The 18,740-nt window shown below is 58.8% G+C and carries 12 protein-coding genes, 2 tRNA genes and 3 rRNA genes; 8 read left to right on the top strand and 9 right to left on the bottom strand.

Annotated elements, in window-relative coordinates:
* Positions 1-19: 19 nt before the first annotated feature.
* Positions 20-619 carry a GNAT family N-acetyltransferase gene (locus tag ACH9L7_RS03740; protein ID WP_396612401.1) on the top strand — a complete coding sequence of 200 codons (600 nt, stop codon included), beginning with the start codon at positions 20-22 and terminating at the stop codon, positions 617-619.
* 81 nt (positions 620-700) lie between these two features.
* Here the strand turns inward: ACH9L7_RS03740 and ACH9L7_RS03745 are convergent, their stop codons facing one another.
* Positions 701-1,147, bottom strand: a complete 447-nt coding sequence (locus tag ACH9L7_RS03745) for a hypothetical protein (protein ID WP_396612402.1) — start codon at positions 1,145-1,147, stop codon at positions 701-703.
* A 60-nt stretch (positions 1,148-1,207) separates the two neighbouring features.
* Complete coding sequence (locus ACH9L7_RS03750) at positions 1,208-2,398, bottom strand: redox-regulated ATPase YchF (protein ID WP_396612403.1); 1,191 nt, start codon at positions 2,396-2,398, stop codon at positions 1,208-1,210.
* 210 nt (positions 2,399-2,608) lie between these two features.
* Between ACH9L7_RS03750 and ACH9L7_RS03755 the strand changes: the two genes are divergently transcribed.
* Complete coding sequence (locus tag ACH9L7_RS03755; protein ID WP_396612404.1) at positions 2,609-2,944, top strand: hypothetical protein; 336 nt, start codon at positions 2,609-2,611, stop codon at positions 2,942-2,944.
* Between the two features lie 33 nt (positions 2,945-2,977).
* Positions 2,978-3,412, top strand: a complete 435-nt coding sequence (locus ACH9L7_RS03760) for a hypothetical protein (protein WP_396612405.1) — start codon at positions 2,978-2,980, stop codon at positions 3,410-3,412.
* 117 nt (positions 3,413-3,529) lie between these two features.
* Here the strand turns inward: ACH9L7_RS03760 and ACH9L7_RS03765 are convergent, their stop codons facing one another.
* From ACH9L7_RS03765 to ACH9L7_RS03785, 5 genes are all read right to left on the bottom strand, one after another.
* Positions 3,530-4,744: a hypothetical protein gene (locus ACH9L7_RS03765; RefSeq protein WP_396612406.1), complete on the bottom strand. Its 1,215-nt coding sequence runs from the start codon at positions 4,742-4,744 to the stop codon at positions 3,530-3,532.
* A 417-nt stretch (positions 4,745-5,161) separates the two neighbouring features.
* Positions 5,162-5,283, bottom strand: a 5S ribosomal RNA gene (rrf, locus tag ACH9L7_RS03770).
* A 108-nt stretch (positions 5,284-5,391) separates the two neighbouring features.
* Positions 5,392-8,304, bottom strand: a 23S ribosomal RNA gene (locus ACH9L7_RS03775).
* 216 nt (positions 8,305-8,520) lie between these two features.
* Positions 8,521-8,592: transfer RNA gene (locus tag ACH9L7_RS03780), tRNA-Ala, on the bottom strand.
* A 94-nt stretch (positions 8,593-8,686) separates the two neighbouring features.
* Positions 8,687-10,159, bottom strand: a 16S ribosomal RNA gene (locus tag ACH9L7_RS03785).
* Together the 16S, 23S and 5S rRNA genes with 1 tRNA gene alongside form the textbook arrangement of a ribosomal RNA operon.
* A gap of 675 nt (positions 10,160-10,834) precedes the next feature.
* Between ACH9L7_RS03785 and ACH9L7_RS03790 the strand changes: the two genes are divergently transcribed.
* Positions 10,835-11,395: a TATA-box-binding protein gene (locus ACH9L7_RS03790; RefSeq protein WP_007540652.1), complete on the top strand. Its 561-nt coding sequence runs from the start codon at positions 10,835-10,837 to the stop codon at positions 11,393-11,395.
* Between the two features lie 144 nt (positions 11,396-11,539).
* Complete coding sequence (locus ACH9L7_RS03795) at positions 11,540-12,271, top strand: helix-turn-helix transcriptional regulator (protein ID WP_396612407.1); 732 nt, start codon at positions 11,540-11,542, stop codon at positions 12,269-12,271.
* A 273-nt stretch (positions 12,272-12,544) separates the two neighbouring features.
* Here ACH9L7_RS03795 and ACH9L7_RS03800 read toward each other — a convergent pair whose 3' ends face one another.
* Positions 12,545-13,750, bottom strand: a complete 1,206-nt coding sequence (locus ACH9L7_RS03800; RefSeq protein ID WP_396612408.1) for a Cdc6/Cdc18 family protein — start codon at positions 13,748-13,750, stop codon at positions 12,545-12,547.
* Between the two features lie 1,646 nt (positions 13,751-15,396).
* Between ACH9L7_RS03800 and ACH9L7_RS03805 the strand changes: the two genes are divergently transcribed.
* The 3 genes from ACH9L7_RS03805 (at position 15,397) to ACH9L7_RS03815 (ending at position 18,196) form a co-directional block, all read left to right on the top strand.
* Positions 15,397-15,855 (top strand): hypothetical protein, encoded by a 459-nt coding sequence (locus ACH9L7_RS03805; RefSeq protein WP_396613217.1) that lies wholly within the window; start codon positions 15,397-15,399, stop codon positions 15,853-15,855.
* 99 nt (positions 15,856-15,954) lie between these two features.
* Positions 15,955-17,994, top strand: coding sequence for a DEAD/DEAH box helicase (locus ACH9L7_RS03810; RefSeq protein ID WP_396612409.1), 2,040 nt, complete (start codon positions 15,955-15,957; stop codon positions 17,992-17,994).
* A 128-nt stretch (positions 17,995-18,122) separates the two neighbouring features.
* Positions 18,123-18,196, top strand: a tRNA-Tyr gene (locus tag ACH9L7_RS03815).
* A 182-nt stretch (positions 18,197-18,378) separates the two neighbouring features.
* Here the strand turns inward: ACH9L7_RS03815 and ACH9L7_RS03820 are convergent.
* Positions 18,379-18,669, bottom strand: coding sequence for an antibiotic biosynthesis monooxygenase (locus ACH9L7_RS03820; RefSeq protein ID WP_396612410.1), 291 nt, complete (start codon positions 18,667-18,669; stop codon positions 18,379-18,381).
* Between the last annotated feature and the right edge of the window lie 71 nt (positions 18,670-18,740).

The raw sequence follows: 18,740 nt of genomic DNA on the forward strand, positions 1-18,740 counted from the left end.
CGGCCACTGCACCTGTACTATGGCTGTTCGCCTCCGCGCCGTCACGGAGTCTGACCTTCCCGCGATTCGAGCTATCTACGCCCCATTTGTCGAGGAGACGGCGATTACCTTCGCCTACGACCCGCCGAGCATCGACGACCTGCGGACGAAACTCCAAACGAAGACACACCACCCGTGGCTCGTCTGTGAACTCGACGGCGATATCGCTGGGTACGCCTACGCCGGCCCCGTCCGGGAGCGTGACGCCTACCAGTGGGCGGTCGAAGTCTCCGTCTACGTTGACCCCGACTTTCAGCGCCGCGGCGTCGCCCGCGGTCTGTACACGGCGCTCTTCGAGATTCTCGAACAGCAGGGATACGTCACCGCCTACGCCGTCATCACGACGCCGAACCCGGCCAGCATCGCGTTCCACGAGTCGATGGGATTCGAGCGCGTCGGTGGCTTCGACGCAGTTGGCTACAAACACGGAACGTGGCACGACGTGGAGTGGTGGGCGTTCGACCTGCGCACCCGTCCTGAAGACCCAGAACCGCCGCTTTCGGTGTCGGATGCACAGACTCGCGCGTGGTGGGACGCCGCACTCGAAGCGGGAACGTTAGTCATCGAGAACGCGTCCTGACACGACTCGTCGGGCCTTCGTGGGCGTCGTACGCGAAAATCGAGTGTCTAGAAGACGCGAGAACTAGCTTCTCGAACTCCGTCAGACGCTCATCGGAGGCGACTGCTCTTCTTCGGTCGAGTCGCCTTCTCCGTCCGCCTTGTCGTTCGCGTCGACGGCTGAACCGTCTGCCTTGTCGTTCGCATCGGCGGCCGACTCGGCCGAGTCGGTTTCGGTGTCTGCGGCGGCGTCAGTGTCGCCGTTTCGGGCGCTGACGTAGTGTTCCACACCGGCCGAGAGCATCGCCTCCCAGTCGTCGAACGTCGAATGCGTCTCGACGTGTCGGTTCCACTCGTGGTCCGGAATCGACTCGAACGACTCCTGGTCCGTCACGTCGAATCCGCTTTCGGCGACGAACTCGTCTATCGACGCCACGTCGCAGTGCTCATCGACCCACGACGGCGGAAACAGGTCCGCGAGCGTTACTTCACCACCAAGCCCACCGATTTCAACATCGAGCGATGCTGGTCGGTCCTCGGCCTCACCCATACCGCCCCGTTTGTCTGGCCGTATAACCGTGTTGCGATTGCCGCCGATATTCACGAAATCTTAATTGGTCGAGACGATTTCGACCACGTCGCGGTGGTCGAGTTCGTGGTCGGACCCGATTTGCCGCTTGGAGTGACAGTCGATACCGTGGAGAAGTCCGTCGCCGATGTCGGAGTGGAGGTGGTACGCGAAGTCTTCGGTCGTCGAGCCTTCGGGGAGGATAAAGCAGTCGCGGAAGACACCCTGCGTGTCGGACTTGCCGTTCGCGCTTCCCGGGAAGATTGCAATCGCGCCCATCACGTCGAACAGCGCCGTTTCGAGGGACTGCTGGACACCCGTGCCGTCGTACTCGGTGACGAACTCGCGAATCTGTTCGAGGCCCGCCTCCTGCTCTTCGCTCACGTCGCCGACGATTTCGAAGTCGTCGTCGCCGGGTCGGTAGTCGACGATACCGCCCTCTTCGGCCTTCTTCAGCGCCTTCTCTGCGTGGGCGCTCGTCGGGACGAACGTCAGGTGGTCGTAGTCAGGGTCCGAGGTAATCTCCTCGTAGTTCTCCTGAGAGACGGGCTTGTCCATCTTGTTCGCCGCGATGATGATTGGCTTCGTGCGCTTTCGAATCTCGCGGGCGAGGGCCTCCTTGTCGCCGTCGTCCCACTCGTCGGGGTCGAGTTCGAGACCGAGTGCGAGGATAATCTGTTTAATCTCGTCTTTGTTCGTCTTGAACGCCGACATCTGCTCTGCAAGGTCGACTTCGATATCCTTCTCCTCGCCGTGGTAGCCAGAGCGGTAGCGGTCGATACCCTTCTCCAGAATGCCGAGATACCACATATCGAGTTCGTTTTCGAGGAAGTCGATGTCCTTGCGGGGGTCGTGGCCCTCCGTGGCCTCGCCTTCGATGTCCGTCTCGCCGGAGAAGTCGACGACGTGGACCAGTACGTCCGCTTCGTTGAGGTCGGTCAGGAACTGGTTTCCGAGACCCTTGCCCTCGTGGGCACCGGGGATGAGACCCGCAACGTCCACGAGTTTGACGGGGACAAAGCGCATGCCGTGGTTACAGTAGCCGACAGAAGGCGTACACGATTCGTCGAACTCGGGGGCCGCACACTCGACGCGCACGTACGCCTCGCCGATGGAGGGGTCGATAGTCGTGAACGGGTACGCCCCCTCCGGAACGTCGTTCATCGTCGCCGCATTGAAGAAACTTGACTTCCCGACGGATGGTTTTCCGACGAGACCAATCTTGTAGCTCATTCGTTGGTCGGACTGGTATCTCGAACGCTAATAACGGTTCGACGTTGGACGCGCTTTGCGTGGTATTGACACCCTTAGACGCCGCTGGAGACAGGTTTCGCGGACGCGACCCCGGGGCATCGACCCTGGAGGATACCGGTCCGGATTGCGACCGACTCCATTCACCTCACGTCCGGTGGCTCTTTGTCCTCACGTCACCGACACCCGACAATGACTGACCGGGACGAGACGACGGAGCCCACATCCGATGCCGACGAGCCCCCTCGCGGAGATACCTTCGGCGTCGGCGTCCACGTTACGGAGACCGAACTCCGATTCGTGGTGAACGTTCCGTCCGATATCGACTCCGGGTGGACCGACCCCGACGAGTTCCAGCGCCTCGTCGAGCGCGCCACCTGGGACCGCCTCGACCAAGAGCGTGTCCTCCGAGCCATCGCGACGCACAACCCCGTCGACGAAACGGTGTTTCTCGGCCGTATCACACTCACTCCCGACGGGACCGTCGTCGGTTACGACCTCCGCGAACCGTCGTTCGACGACGCATAACCACCGATACCGCTTTTCTTCTACTCCCTACCCGTGACGACCACCGATATCGACACCGCGGCGGCGCTCCGCGAGATACAAGACGCGGCCATCGCCCGCGCACTGACTGACGACGCGGACGCCCGACGGTCGCTCGCGCTCGCCGGAGCGTTAGAAACTGCACGATGTGAAGCGGGAACCGCCGATTTCGACGCCGACGGCGTCACCCTCGCTGCATCGCTCGCGTTCGTCTCGACGCTCGTCGCACACCGACGCCTCCGTGACTCACTTCGGGGCGTCGTGTCCGCCACCGACGACTCCGCGTGGTATCCGAGCGGGACACCCGCTCGCGTCGACGACGAACTCGTCGTCCAAGGGGCGCGACTGGCGGTCGAACGGTTCGACGTTTCGGCGTCGCGACTCGGTTCCCTCAGTGATGTGAACGTACGCGAACTTCGAACAGAAGGAGAAAATGGAACCGGCGGCTGAAGGACGGCTCGGGAGCGGTACGGTAGCCGTCTCCGTGTGGGGTGCCTCTGACTAGGTGGCGTGTTGCATCCGTCGTGCCGTGAGCGGCCGTCCCTCAGCCGTCGTCTTTACGCCCGATTACTTGTCGTTGTTCGCGTGGTCCGGCGGCCCGTTGGACGTGTCGTCGTCGGTCTCGCCGTCTTCGGTCTCTTCTTCGGAGTCGTCTTCGGTCGTTTCCTCAGATTCCTCCTCGGCGTCGTCGTCCGCTTTGTCCGCGCCGTTCTTGGCGTGTTCCGGCGGGCCGCGCTCCGTGTCCGAGGCGTTCTTCGACTTGCCCGGTGCCTTGTCGCTCTTGCCAGCGTGGTCGGGGCGCTTTTCGTCAGCTTTCCCCGGGTTGTTCTCAGTCACGAAGTCCGAGACGGCCTGTCCCATCGGTCCGTCGACGCCCGCCTGCTTGAGGCGCTCGACGAAGTTACTGACCAACGAACCGAAGGGGTCGTCTTCGGAGACTTCACCTTGCAGCGTGACCGTCGTCTCGGCGGTCAGACCGTCGTGTTCGGCGGTCACGTTCACCGTGACGTTCTGGAGGGGTGCCGAAAGTTCGACGGTACCGTTCTCGTCCGTCTGGTACTCACCGGCGTCGGTGTAGTTTCCGGTGACAGTGACCGTCGCGTTCTCGACGGCCTCACCGTCTTCGGTCACGCTGATGGTGACCGTCGCGTTTTCGTCCTGCGACACACCGATAGAGAGGTTGTCACCGCCAGCGGTGAGGGTCGTCTCCGCGGACAGGTTGTCGCTCGTGGCGACGATGGTGAGGGTGGTTTCGTTCGCCGGTTCGTCGAACGAGACGGTGCCGTTTGCGTCCGTCTCGTACGTGGCGTTGTCGAAGTCGGTGCCGTTGACCTGCACCGTCGCGTTCTCGACTGCCTCGCCGTACTGCGTGACGGTCGCCGTCACCGTGTCGTTGGCGTCGTCAGCCTCGGCCGACACGTCCAGCGACTCGTTCAGGGGGACGAGCGTCGCGGATTCGGTCGTGCTGTTGTTGTCGACGGTCGCGGTGATGGAGACGTTTACCTGCTCTTGCGGGTTCGGGAGTTCGACCGTCCCGTTCGCGTCCGTCTCGTACGTGCCGTTGCCGCTGTAACTCTCGTTCGATTCGACGACGACCGTCGCATTCTCGACGGCCGACTGGTTCTGTACGACGGTCACCGTGGCGTTGCCGGTCTCGGCGTCCTGTGTGACCCCGATGTCGACTGTTGCCTCGGCGCTCGCCGCACCGACAGTCGCGGGGACCATCGCGACGGTCAACATCGCGACGACCATGACTGCCGTGGTGAGTTTGCTGGCGTTCATTGCATCCCCTCCTCCGAACCCCACTACAGTAAAAGGGGTCAACGCTAACTCCGGTTTTCGCTGAATTTCACGTCATTTAACGGGATTTGAATCGGGCTTTCGTCTGTCGATTTCGCTCCTTTTCCGTTCGGATTCGATATCGAATTGCCTCAACCACCGTCTCGGGCGGTCGCCGTCGGTCACCGCCCCCTCGGGCGGTGTCCGACAGCGCGGCCGTTCGAGTCAGTGTTATGTATTTAGGAAAACGCACCCGGGTGCCGCAGCTCACGGCGGCGTATTGTGTGCCCGTTCGCGTACTGGTGGGGTTTGACGAATCACCGAGCGCTATCGCTCACGAGCGGATGACGGGCGTGTGGACACACACCCTATAAATGAAGAAAGCCCACCGGACAGCGTCCGGTGGGCTTGAAGTATGAATGGTGGCGGCGAACTGGATTTCCCAGAGGATCGCTCACTCCAGTACTGACCAGAACGCAGGTGAGCTTAACTTCCGTGTTCGGGATGGGTACGGGTGGAACCTCACCGCTCTGGCCGCCGTAAGGCCGATTGACGGAATCGAACCGTCACCATACCAATATCGGTCTGGCGTCTGACTAATGTACGTGCAATCCAGTTTGCGCCTGGACCCGTTCCCGAGTCTCAGTGCGTATGAATGTGGCTTGGTCTGTTAGTGCTCGCGGGCTTAACAACTCGTTGCCTCGTTGCGTACACCCCGAGTCTATCGAACTCGTCTTCTACGAGTGACCTCAGTGGAACTTCTTTTCCGTGTAGGTTTCGAGCTTAGATGCTTTCAGCTCTTACCCTGCGGTGCGTAGCTGCCCGGCATCTGCCCTCTCGGACAACCGGTACACCAGTGGCACCCATTCGTAGTTCCTCTCGTACTATACGAACGTTCACGTCAAGTTCCTTCACACCCCCAATAGATAGCAGCCGACCTGTCTCACGACGGTCTAAACCCAGCTCACGACCTCCTTTAATAGGCGAACAACCTCACCCTTGCCCGCTTCTGCACGGGCAGGATGGAGGGAACCGACATCGAGGTAGCAAGCCACCGGGTCGATATGTGCTCTTGCCGGTGACGACTCTGTTATCCCTAAGGTAGCTTTTCTGTCATCTACGGGTCCCATGAATGAACCTCGTAGGTTCGCTAGACCACGCTTTCGCGTCAGCGACACTCGTTGGGAATGTCACTGTCAGACTTCCGTTTGCTCTTGCGCTCTTCCACGAGTTTCCGACTCGCGTGAGGAAATCTTTGGGCGCGCTCGATATCTTTTCGAGCGCGTACCGCCCCAGTCAAACTGCCCGGCTACCGGTGTCCTCCGCCAGGAGTGAGAGTCGCAGTCACTAACGGGTAGTATTTCAATGTTGCCTCGGTGGCCCGCTGGCGCGGGTACCTGTGTAGTGGCTCCTACCTATGCTGCACATTAGCGACCACGTCTCAGCGACAGCCTGCAGTAAAGCTCTATAGGGTCTTCGCTTCCCCTTGGGGGTCTCCAGACTCCGCACTGGAACGTACTGTTCACCGGGCCCAACGTTGGGACAGTGACGCTCTCGTTGATCCATTCATGCAAGCCGCTACTGAAGCGGCAAGGTACTACGCTACCTTAAGAGGGTCATAGTTACCCCCGCCGTTGACAGGTCCTTCGTCCTATTGTACTAGGTGTTCAGATACCCGCACTGGGCAGGATTCAGTGACCGTACGAGTCCTTGCGGATTTGCGGTCACCTATGTTGTTACTAGACAGTCGGAGCGTCCGAGTCACTGCGACCTGCTCGGTCAAGAGCAGGCATCCCTTATCGCGAACTTACGGGACTAACTTGCCGAATTCCCTAACGTCGGTTGATCCCGACAGGCCTTGGCTTGCTCTGCCAGCGCACCTGTGTCGGATCTCGGTACGAGCTTCTTGCTTGTCTTTTCACGGGCTCTAGGTACCGCCGAGTTTCCCTATCTCACCATTCGTCCGCTTCGTGCCATTACGGCTTCCACGGAATTCGGTGATTCGACGGGGCGAAGGCCCCGCTCGGTGTTTCCTAAAGCGTCGACTTTCACTGCAAGAAGGTACTGGAATATTAACCAGTTTCCCTTTCATCTAATTCGAATTACGGTTAGACTTAGGATCGACTAACCCTCGGCTGATTGACAGTGCCGAGGAACCCTTGCGCGTAAGGCCGTCGGGGTTCACACCCGACTCTCGCTGCTACTGAGACCATGATTTTCGTTGCTGCTCGGTCCACACGAGTTCTCACCCGTGCTTCCACCCAAACAGTATGCCAACCTACGAGATCGCCCTTGCGGGCGCTGCCAGGTCTCGGAGGTGGATTTGAGCCCCGATCATTTTAGACGCCTCGAACCTCGGCCGGTAAGCTGTTACGCTTTTCTTAGAGGGTAGCTGCTTCTAAGCTCACCTCCCGGCTGTTTAGGGCTCGAGACAATCTTCAATCGCACTTAATCCACACTTTGGGTCCTTAACCTAGCTCTGGGTTGTCTCCCTCACGGTGCACAAGCTTACCCCGCACACCGGACTCCCTGAATCGACGACGTTCGTAAGTTCGGAGTTTGACAGGGAGGCGAACTCCTCTCGGAGTCCGGACTCCCAATCGGTCGCTCTACCTCACGAACTATCTCATCAGAGGTCATGCTTCGACATGTTTCGGTTGGAACCAGCTGTTGCCAAGTTCGATGGGCCTTTCACCCCTACACCAGAGTCACGAGAGGGTATTGTAGGACACCAACTCTAACGGGCCTCCACGCAGCTTTCGCCACGCTTCACCCTGCTCCGGCGTAGATCACTTGGTTTCGGGTCGCATCCGGTTGGCTCCCCGCCCTTGAAGACGGTGGCCCTGGTCAAAGACTGCGGCCGTATCGGTTTCCCTATGCCTCCGGAGGTTCACTCCTTAGACTCGCCAGTCAGATGCACTCCATGGTTCGTTTTTCAAAACGTACGACGTAACATCGGCTTCGATTGAGTCTTACTACGGGATCGCTCCCAGTTCATTCGTCAATCGACCTTGTATGCTACGTCGCTCTATCGCCAACTGATTTCAAGCCCTATTGCACCGCCCTTTTCGGGGTGCTTTTCAGCGTTCGCTCACGCTACTTGTTCGCTATCGGTCTCGAGGAGTGTTTAGTCTTCGCAGTTGATGCCTGCGTAATTCACGAGGGATATCCAACCCCCGCTATTCTGGAACAACCCCGGGACCTTTCGCTTACGTTACGGGGTTTTCACCCTGTATCACGCTCCATTCCAGAAGACTTCACGTAAGGTCCAGGTCCGTGTTGGGTAGTCCGTACACCACATTGCCCGAAGGCTTCGGTTTGGACTGTATCGCGTTTACTCGCCGTTACTAACGACATCGCGGATTGCTTTCTTTTCCTGTTCCTACTAAGATGTTTCAATTCGGAACGTTCCCCATTGCGCAAGGCAATTGCGTGGGGATTCCCATTCGGAGATCCTCAGTTCTTTCCCTCCATGCGGGTCCCTGAGGCTTATCGCAGCTTGGCACGTCCGTCATCGGCTCTCGAGCCGAGCTATCCACCAGCTGGCACAGTAGCCAGTTGATATAGTCACTGTGACCCGGAGAACGGGTCCAGTGGACGCCTGGATTGCACGTACACACGGTTTCATCATACACCCTCGGTGATCTCCGAGGCGTGTATTCGACCCTTCCCAACCGCGCTTGCGCGGGTTGGTGCATCAGTCGTCAATGTCCATCACATCGTATCGTCGTCCCACACTTAAGGGGAGCGATTCAACGTGTGTTGAACATCGCTTACCATGGACCCACAGGGATTCGAACCCTGGGCATCCTCCTTGCAAAGGAGGCACTCTACCACTGAGCTATGGGCCCGTGTCAGCCCTAGTAGTTCTAAGGTGTCCGAACGGGTGTCGTGTAAACTCGGAAATCAGCGTTGAGCCACCCCGTCGGGGTGGTCTCGGTCGTTAGGAGGTGATCCAGCCGCAGATTCCCCTACGGCTACCTTGTTACGACTTAAGCCCCCTTGCGAAGCCCAGATTCGACCACCGTGTGGTGGCCTCATCCGGACCTCACTCGGGTGCTTTGACGGGCGGTGTGTGCAAGGAGCAGGGACGTATTCACCGCACTCTTCTGAAATGCGATTACTACCGAATCCAGCTTCATGAGGGCGAGTTTCAGCCCTCAATCCGAACTACGACCGAGTTTAGGAGATTAGCGTTCTCTTTCGAGATAGCAACCCATTGTCTCGGCCATTGTAGCCCGCGTGTAGCCCAGCTCATTCGGGGCATACTGACCTACCGTTGCCCGTTCCTTCCTCCGCTTTAGCAGCGGCAGTCCTTCTAATGTACCCAACCAGTCGAAACTGTTGCTGGCAATTAGAAGTGCGGGTCTCGCTCGTTGCCTGACTTAACAGGACGCCTCACGGTACGAGCTGACGGCGGCCATGCACCTCCTCTCTATAGCGTCGTGGCAAGGTCATCAACCTGACCGTCATTACTATAGTCGGAGCTGGTGAGATGTCCGGCGTTGAGTCCAATTAAACCGCAGGCTCCTCCGGTTGTAGTGCTCCCCCGCCAATTCCTTTAAGTTTCATCCTTGCGGACGTACTTCCCAGGCGGCTCGCTTCTCGGCTTCCCTACGGCACAGCACAGGCTCGTAGCCTGTGCCACACCTAGCGAGCATCGTTTACAGCTAGGACTACCCGGGTATCTAATCCGGTTCGAGACCCTAGCTTTCGTCCCTCACCGTCGGATCCGTCTTCTCGAGGTGCTTTCGCCATCGGTGGTCCGTCCAGGATTACAGGATTTCACTCCTACCCCGGACGTACCCCTCGAGCCTTCCGGTCCCAAGCCACGTGGTTTTCACCGGACGCCCGCCAGTTAAGCTGGCGGATTTCCCGATGAACCTTCGTGGCCGGCTACGGACGCTTTAGGCCCAATAATATCGGTCATCACTTGGGCTGCCGGTATTACCGCGGCGGCTGGCACCGGTCTTGCCCAGCCCTTATTCGCCGACCACCTTACGGTCGGAAAAAGCGAGGACTATATGCCCTCGCACTTGGGGTCCCCTTATCGCACTTGCGTGCAGTGTAAAGGTTTCGCGCCTGCTGCGCCCCGTAGGGCCCGGAATCTTGTCTCAGATTCCGTCTCCGGGCTCTTGCTCTCACAACCCGTACCGATTATCGGCACGGTGGGCCGTTACCCCACCGTCTACCTAATCGGCCGCAGCCACATCCTACGACGCCTGAGCGTTTGGGAGAGTCGGCATTCCAGCGTGACTCTCCTATGACCTATTAGCCTCAGTTTCCCGAGGTTATGGGTCTTCGTAGGGTAGTTTGACCACGTGTTACTGAGCTTTTCGCCACGAGTCTAAACTCGTGCAACTAGCATGGCTAAATCGGACCCCAATAGCAATGACCTCCGGCAGGATCAACCGGAATGGGTCGCGACCATTTAAACCTGGTCGCGGGGTTTTGGCGGGTGAATGGCAGCGATATGCTGTCAAATCACCGTTCAAAGGTCCGAGTTCGTGCGACATCCGTTCGGATGTCACCGAACTACTAGGGCTAACATCAGATACCGTCTTGCGGCGTACCGCAGGGGCGGAATCCTCATTTCCTTCGGATTTGAACCAACGATGTTCGGGGGTATAAACCCGTCGAACCTCGGTCGGTCAAAGCCGGTGAGGCAGGACGCGTTGAATCGCCCTGCAATCGCGGTGTGTCGTTCGCATTCTTCCGAAATGCCTTGGACCACTTAAGGCCATCGTATCGTTGGCAGCCCGGGAGTGTGTGTCACCCGGTATGTGCCTGACGGCCTTTGGGTCGTGGGCGTTCGAAAGTGAAGCCGTCGGGGGGCGTGCCCCCGTGCGCTTCTTCGCATTAGTCCGAATGGCACGGTTACATTTAACCCCGTTGATTTAGTGGCTCTGTGAGAAAAATAGACACGAGGAGTGCCATAACTTCACGCGCGGTACGGCGTGACATCAGATTCGAAACGGCTGAAACAAAGTATTAGTTTCGCGCGCGTGCGAAAGGGGGACCGCAACGACCCCATTGAAAGCGGTTTATAACGGGTCGCTTTATAAGGACGGAGGTATGATTGAAAAGCGAGCAATGAGTGGGCCGGCAGACTCCATCGAGATTCAGAACGTAGTCGCATCGACCGGAATCGGTCAGGAGCTCGACCTCGAAGCCCTCGCCGACGACCTTCCCGGCGCCGATTTCAATCCAGACAACTTCCCCGGTCTCGTCTATCGTACACAGGACCCGAAGGCTGCGGCACTTATCTTCCGTTCCGGGAAGATCGTGTGCACGGGTGCAAAGAGCATCGACGACGTACACGAAGCACTCGGCATCATCTTCGATAAGCTTCGTGAACTGAAAATTCCCGTCGACGACGAACCCGAGATTACGGTTCAGAACATCGTCTCGAGTGCGGACCTGGGTCACAACCTGAACCTGAACGCCCTCGCAATCGGTCTCGGCCTCGAAGATGTCGAGTACGAACCCGAGCAGTTCCCCGGCCTCGTCTACCGAATGGACGAACCAAAGGTCGTTATCCTGCTTTTCGGCTCTGGGAAAATCGTCATCACCGGCGGTAAGCGCACCGACGACGCAGAGACGGCAGTCGAAGAGATTGTCGAGCGCATCGACGCACTCGGTCTCCTCGGATAGTCGCACTCGACCACACTTTTATCAGCGGATAGTCGGCTAGCGATGCGTCCAAAAGTGTAATCAATCGGACAGCCGAATTCGTACGATATGAGTGCGCGGTCGGACATCTCGTTTTTGGTGGGGTCGGAGAGTAGAACGGCGATAATGGACGCGCTCGCCACCGAACCACGACGGCCGACGGAACTCGCAGCAGTTTGCGGTTGCGCCCGAGAGACCGCCCAGCGAACACTCGCGGGGTTCTGCAACAGAGGCTGGGTCGAGAAAGCAGACGGCCGGTACCAACTCACCCCCGGCGGGGAGATGGTCTACGACCAGTACCGAGAACTAGTTGCGTCCGTCGAGCGCGCAGACCGGTTGCGAGAGTTCCTGACGAATGCCGGAGAGAACGTAGCGAACGTCGGAAACGACGTACTCGACAAGCTAACGGTCACGACCGCCGCCGATGGCGACCCGCACGCACCAATCGACCGCTATCTCACCATTCTCGGGGACGAACCGGTGGCGGACTTCCGTGGTATCGCACCCATCGTCAGTCGCCTGTTCAACGAGTCGGCAGAGGACGTCCTCGGACCCGACACCGAGATGGAACTCATCATCGACGAGAACGTGTTGGAGCGGTCGAAGTCTGAGTACGCTTCCTCGCTCGAACACGCCCACGAGTTAGAGCAATTCTCGCTGCGAATCTCCGAAAACGAACTGGACTTCGGATTACTGCTTGTCGACGGCCACGGTGTCGTCGCATCGTACGACGACCACGACAACATGGTTGCCCTCGTAGACGGTGACGACGAAGTGGTCGTTGATTGGGTGGAGTCACTCTACGAGACGGTTCGAGAGTACACAGTCCCAATCGAGCAAAAACTTCAGGTCGAATAAACTGCTTCGGCACAGAGCAACGGTTCGTGGGAGTGTGAGACGTAGAGGGTCGGTTGGTGCTAGTTGGAGGAGATTGGTTGTGAGATATGGAAAACAGCATGTAGGAAGTGGGACAGCGGGTGTGACCGGTCCAGTCACACGTGATTATTTCAATCACATATATCGGCGATAAAATATAAGTTATGTCTCGTCATAAGCTGATTCGCAGCGGTGTAGATCCGTGCCCCGCTTTCAATTCGGTCCTCCAAAGCAGTTGGGCGTGGTGTGTTCCCTTCAGATATCTACGTCTTCTGTGAGGACATCCTTCACCACGTCCGGATCCTCGAGTAGTTGGTGTTTCGTGTAGCTACCTTCCGCACTGCCACCGCTGTGTTTCGACTGCTCGATGATGTCGAGGAAGGCGTGTTCTTTCAACAGGTCACGGACCCGGCGGAGTGAGAGGCTATCGGAGCCTTGCTGCCGACAGATGTTCTCGTAGACTTCGTAGACGCGACTCGTTCGGAATCCGTCTTTCTTCTGATTCGACAGCGAGAGAATCGCCAGCGCCTGGAGAACGTACCGCGAGTGAGGCGTGGACCCGCGGATGAGTTCGCGGAAGCGGTCAGTCTCCGCGCGCTGGCGCGCCTGCGTGACGAACTCCTCTTTGACCGTACTCGCACCGGTCGACTGTGCTATCTCACCAGCGTACCGGAGGATGTCGATTGCCTTCCGTGCATCACCGTGTTCGCGGGCGGCGAGTGCGGCAGCCCGCGGGATGGTCGATGGGTCGAGAACGTCGTCGCGGAAGGCGTCACTCCGGGCGTCCATGATGTCGCGGAGTTGGTTCGCATCGTACGGCGGGAAGACGAACTCGCGCTCGCAAAGGCTCGACTTGACGCGCTCGTCCATCCGGTCTTTGTACTGAATCTTGTTGCTGATGCCGATGACGCCGAGTTTGCACCCGGCGATTTTTCCAGCCTCGCCCGCCCGGGAGAGTTGCATCAGGATGTCGTCGTCGCTTAGTTTGTCGATTTCGTCGAGGATGATGAGAACGACATCGTAGAGAGAGTCGAGAATACGCCAGAGACGCTTGTAGTACGTCGAGGTAGACAGCCCTTTGTCCGGAACCTTGATACTCGTGAATGCGGGGTCGTTGACGCTGTCGGCGATAGTCTGGACGGCCTGCGTTTCGGTCGTGTCCTGCGCGCAATCGACGTATGCAAACGTCGCTTTCACGCCTTCTTCCTCCGCTGTGTCGACCAATCGCTGTGAGACGTACTTCGCACAGAGTGACTTTCCGGTCCCGGTTTTTCCGTAGATGAGCACGTTACTCGGGCTCTGTCCGAAGATAGCGGGATTAACGGCCGTCGCAAGGTCCGAAATTTCATCGTCGCGACCGACGATACGACCCTCTCCCGGGAGATGATTGATTTCTAACAACTCCTTGTTAGCGAAGATAGGGTCCTCCCGAGTAAAGAGGTCGTCACTGGCGTTAGGCATGTTCGCAACACACCACGTTTCCGGTGAAAGGGCTTACCATTCGCCGAGGACACACACACCGGATTTCCGATGAACACCCACGAACCCCCGTTTCCCGTCCACACGAAACGGGGGTTTTGGTTCACCGGAAACGAGGTGTGGGGGTAGGGGAGCAAGTGCATCCAACGGGTGGTAGACCCACCCGAGTCGGCAGAATAGTCAAGAAAAAACGAAGGTCAACTGGTTGGTGACGAACACTAATTCTCGTCGGCTTGCACGGTGCTTGACCAGAAACGGAGGTACTGACGCGAGGGGCAGACGCGCTTCTATAGGATGGAAGCAACCGAGACGAAGCAAACCACAAAAAGCTCGAAAACACCACAGCTAGTCCCCGTGTAACTGCAGCTTCAGTATGCCATCTTCGAGTCGAGCACTACTCGAGTGTCGAGTAGTTCTCTGTCTGCGAGTGTATCAATGGTCGGTAACACAGATAAACTATTTAATAGTTCCTATACTTGGTGTAGTACTCTCTTCCGGGTTAATAAATTGGAGTTCAATAGAACCCGCTCGAATGCGGGTGGCCTCCCGAGAAATGCTTCACTCAACCGTGGGAGAGAGGACTACTACCACAACCGACTCTTCCCACCGGAAACGCCGTGTCCCACGGATTGCACTCATAATTCGTGGCCTCTTGGAAACGGCCTTCTCATGCTCTATAACGGGGTGTTTCACCGGAAACAAGGTGTGTGGGTTATAAGTGGAGCGATTCGTTCCGGCCCCCACTTCAGTCGGTTACTCGTTGGGTCGCCCAGACGGTACGTTCAGTCGTCTCTGCCCCCGTGGACACTAAACTCTCGTTCACCGGAAACCCGGTGTGTCTGTGACCGTCCCTTCTTTGCTCCATCGCCGGGTGGACCACACCGTCTTCCTCTTTCACCGGAAACGTGGTGTCTGTCAGTGTTATAACGTTCCTCGATGCAACGGTTCGTCCACGCAGGGTTCGATTTGGGCAGGTGCGGGTTCAAACACGGCCGTCGATTCGAGTATTTGTGAGTTCGAGCATTCGCTGCCAGTTCACCGGAACTACGGTGTCACTGTGGTGATTCAGGGTGGCACTGTGGTGATTCAGGGTGGCACTGTGGTGATTCAGAGTGGCACTGTGGTGATTCAGAGCGCCACCGCTGTGATTCAGAAACGGTTCGAACCGCGTGACCAGCAGTTAGAACCGCGTACGGCTGCTCTCGATATTCACCGGAAGTGAGGTGTGGGTTCCCCCATCACGACGCGCATCGACATCCAATCGTCTCCCTCATTCTGTTCTCTCTGCCGGCCATTCTTCTCTCACCACACTCTCTCTCCCAGCCATCCGTTCCCGATTCTCGCTTTCCAGTCACCGACTCACTCTCCTGAGCAACCCACGTCGTAATTCACCGGAAACGTGGTGTGCAACCGTCTGACGCGCTCCCAATCTCAGTCTTTGTTGACCAGCACCCACCAGTCACCCCTCAACCTGTGGGTCGTTATGTCCATCATCTCGGCTACTGTTGTGACCAAAGACGTTCCTTGGCATCTGACTATCCGATGTTCGTGCCGTCAATGCAATTAACCCGGAACACGAACCTCTTTGTATGCATCTGTTCGGTCGCGTGTGGGAGCGCGTCCGTCGAATGACTCCTGGGTTGAGCGGGCACGATAGGGGGACCAAGTGGTCGCTTGAGCGGTCACGCCAGACTGAAACGCGATGGGTTCGCGGAGACGAGACCATCGACTGTTTCCGATTCGACGACGGGTACGTCACCACAGTTCACGACAAACGCCGCGACGTGACGTGGCAACTCACGCCGGGGCAGGTACCGCTAGCGAGTGCGTTGGCGACGGCGCAACTCTATCTGGAACACCGACTGACGAGTCAAACCGACCGCGAGGGGCGGCCCTTCATCGGACTCACAGACAATGGACCTGTGCAAGTGTTCGAAGAAATACCGCCGGAGCCAGTCGAATTCGTCTACCTCGATGAAATTCGGACACTCGAAGAGTTTCCCGACTTCATCACTGTCGACGAGACCCTCAGAAACGTGTTCGACCGGATGGCTCCCCCTCGGTCCAGTTCCAGAACGTCCAACTGAGACGCGACACACCGTTGTCTCAGAGACAACCACTCATTCTCTCGATTCTTTGCCGTTGGTGTCGCAAGCCGTTTCCCCCTCGCGTCCCAACGACGGGCGATGACCGCCGAGGACGACGAGCACTCGACGCCGCCTGATGAGTCCCGCCCGCCAGACGATGGTGATGGCGTCCTCGACCGACTCTCCGAGGCTGCTGAGACGACCGGACCGGACGCTGACTCTCGGGTCCCGCCCACCGAGGTAGCCGACCCGGATACCGAGACTCCACAGTCGGACGACGAAGATGCGGACGATGGCGTCTCACTCGAATTGTTCTACGACGCGCTCGAAGCCGAGGGACGACCCGTGGTGACGGCGCAGCAAGTCGCCCGCCGCCTCGGCGTAACGCAGGCCGAAGCAGTCGAGGACCTCGATGAACTCGCCGACGCCGGACGACTCCAGAAAGTGGACGTCCAGACCGACCCGGTCGTCTGGTACCCGACCGAGTGGGGCCAACTCGCCTCTCGCGAGCGCGTCGTGTTGTTCCCCAAGCGCCGCGAAATCGTCGTCGACAACCCGACACAGTACACCCGCGCTCGACTCTCACAGTTCGCCCACCTCGTCGATACGACCGGAGACCGGGAGGGTCGCGGACGGGGATACCTATACAGAATCCGTCAGGAGGACGTGTGGCAGGCTCCCTTCGACGATGTTTCGGACCTGCTCGCCATGCTCCGTTCGGTGCTCCCCGAGCGGTCGCCACACCTCGAAGAGTGGGTCGAAGACCAGTGGAAGCGCGCCCACCGGTTCCGTCTCTACACGCACGAAGAGGGGTATACCGTCCTCGAATCCGCCACCGAGAGCCTCATGGGGAACGTCGCCATGCAGAAACTCGACGAGAATCACGTCTACGCTCCAATCTCCGACACCGAGACGTGGGTGAGAGACGAGAGCGTTGCCGCCGTCAAGCGCATCCTCTACGATGCAGGGTACCCCGTCGAGGACGACCGCGACCTCGAAGAAGGAGAACACCTCGATGTCTCACTCGGCGTCGAACTGCGGGACTACCAGCAAGACTGGGTCGACAGATTCCTCGAGCAGCGCGCTGGCGTCCTCGTCGGACCGCCGGGGTCCGGGAAGACCATCGCCGGAATCGGTGCCCTCGCCGCAGTCGGCGGAGAGACGCTCGTTCTCGTCCCGAGTCGGGAACTCGCTCGCCAGTGGCGCGCGGAACTGCTCGCAAACACCGACCTCTCGCCGGACCAAATTGGCGAGTATCACGGCGGCGTCAAGGAAATTCGCCCGGTCACCATCGCGACATACCAGACCGCGGGGATGGACCGACACCGGTCGCTGTTCGATTCGCGGCGGTGGGGCCTCATCATCTACGACGAGGCGCATCACATTCCCAGTCGAGTCTTCCAGCGGAGCGCCGACCTCCAGTCTAAACATCGACTCGGTCTGTCGGCGACGCCCATCCGCGAGGACGACAAAGAAGCAGAGATATTCACGCTTGTCGGGCCGCCCATCGGAACCGACTGGGGCAAACTGTTCGAGGCGGGCCACGTGCAGGAACCGGAAGTCGAGATTCGGTACGTCGGATGGGCCGACGACATGGCGCGCAACGAGTGGGCGTCGAGCGACGGGCGCGAGCGCCACATGCTCGCGGCGATGAACCCCGCGAAGGTCTTCGAGGCCCGTCGCCTCCGGGCCCGCCATCCCGACGCGAAAACGCTCATCTTCGTCGACTATCTCGACCAGGGCGAGCAAATCGCCGAGGCGCTCGACGTACCGTTCGTCAGCGGTGAGACGCGCCACCACCACCGCGAGGCGTACTTCCGGTCGTTCCGCGATGGCAACCTCGACACGCTCGTCATCTCACGCATCGGCGACGAGGGAATCGACCTTCCGAACGCTGAACTCGCAATCGTCGCCTCCGGACTCGGCGGGTCGCGCAGACAGGGGTCTCAGCGCGCCGGTCGGACCATGCGTCCCGCCGGAAGCGCACTCGTCTACGTCCTCGCGACCCGCGGCACGAGCGAGGAGGACTTCGCACAGCGCCAGATGCAGCACCTTGCCGGAAAGGGAATCCGCGTCCGTGAGACGAGCCACGACGACTATCCGAGGGACGACACGTCTGCCACCGAGCAGACGGAGTGACACCCAATTCGGTGGGTACATCGGACACCAATCGACCCAAAAATGCGGTACGCTATCGGCTCTCAGTCCCCCGATTACGGCGATGAATGAGAATCCTTAAGTCTCGGCGTTGATTCAGAATCTCTTGACCGCTCTTAGCTCAGCCTGGCAGAGCAGCCGACTGTAGATCGGCTTGTCCCCCGTTCAAATCGGGGAGAGCGGACTTTTCCTGCGAACAACGTGAGCAGTGAAACGTCCGTCTCGACCCGATTTGAGCAGCGAGCAACGCGAAGCGTTGCGAGTGAGTTCAAATCGGGGAGGCTTCGCTCCACTCGCGACGGGCCTTCACTCGCTCTGCCCGCGAAGACGGAGAGAGCACAAATAACTCCAAAAAAGAAGAGGCCGTCAGACAGCAGAGAGCTGCTTCTGTTCGACCAGGTCGAGGTACGTCAGTTCGATGTCGGCCACATCTGGTTCGGTCAGCTCCTCTTCGTCTTCGAGGTACGCAGACCACTCGCGCGCGTTCTCCTCCGAATCGAATTCGATGACGACCACAATTTCGTTCGGATTGTCGGTCGCCTGGTACAGTTGGTAGCTCTTTCCCCCGAACTCGGCCCGCTTCGAATGATACTCCTCGAACGACGATTTCCAGTCGTCGTAGTCGTCAACGGTTGCTTTCACGTGTAAGTATGCCATTTCCCCACCGAACGACTGTATGTTGTGTGACAGCATATAGATATACTACTTCGACGCGGTCCCGTTCACGA

This window comes from Haloferax sp. S1W, from assembly GCF_044593955.1.
Taxonomy (GTDB): domain Archaea; phylum Halobacteriota; class Halobacteria; order Halobacteriales; family Haloferacaceae; genus Haloferax.

What these genes read in the sequence shown, in the direction of transcription:
- ACH9L7_RS03765 (WP_396612406.1), bottom strand. Translation starts at nt 4,744, where the DNA reads ATGAACGCCAGCAAACTCACCACGGCAGTCATGGTCGTCGCGATGTTG.
- ACH9L7_RS03820 (WP_396612410.1), bottom strand. Translation starts at nt 18,669, where the DNA reads ATGGCATACTTACACGTGAAAGCAACCGTTGACGACTACGACGACTGG.
- ACH9L7_RS03790 (WP_007540652.1), top strand. Translation starts at nt 10,835, where the DNA reads ATGAGTGGGCCGGCAGACTCCATCGAGATTCAGAACGTAGTCGCATCG.
- ACH9L7_RS03795 (WP_396612407.1), top strand. Translation starts at nt 11,540, where the DNA reads ATGGACGCGCTCGCCACCGAACCACGACGGCCGACGGAACTCGCAGCA.
- ACH9L7_RS03750 (WP_396612403.1), bottom strand. Translation starts at nt 2,398, where the DNA reads ATGAGCTACAAGATTGGTCTCGTCGGAAAACCATCCGTCGGGAAGTCA.
- ACH9L7_RS03805 (WP_396613217.1), top strand. Translation starts at nt 15,397, where the DNA reads ATGACTCCTGGGTTGAGCGGGCACGATAGGGGGACCAAGTGGTCGCTT.
- ACH9L7_RS03740 (WP_396612401.1), top strand. Translation starts at nt 20, where the DNA reads ATGGCTGTTCGCCTCCGCGCCGTCACGGAGTCTGACCTTCCCGCGATT.
- ACH9L7_RS03745 (WP_396612402.1), bottom strand. Translation starts at nt 1,147, where the DNA reads ATGGGTGAGGCCGAGGACCGACCAGCATCGCTCGATGTTGAAATCGGT.
- ACH9L7_RS03810 (WP_396612409.1), top strand. Translation starts at nt 15,955, where the DNA reads ATGACCGCCGAGGACGACGAGCACTCGACGCCGCCTGATGAGTCCCGC.
- ACH9L7_RS03800 (WP_396612408.1), bottom strand. Translation starts at nt 13,750, where the DNA reads ATGCCTAACGCCAGTGACGACCTCTTTACTCGGGAGGACCCTATCTTC.
- ACH9L7_RS03755 (WP_396612404.1), top strand. Translation starts at nt 2,609, where the DNA reads ATGACTGACCGGGACGAGACGACGGAGCCCACATCCGATGCCGACGAG.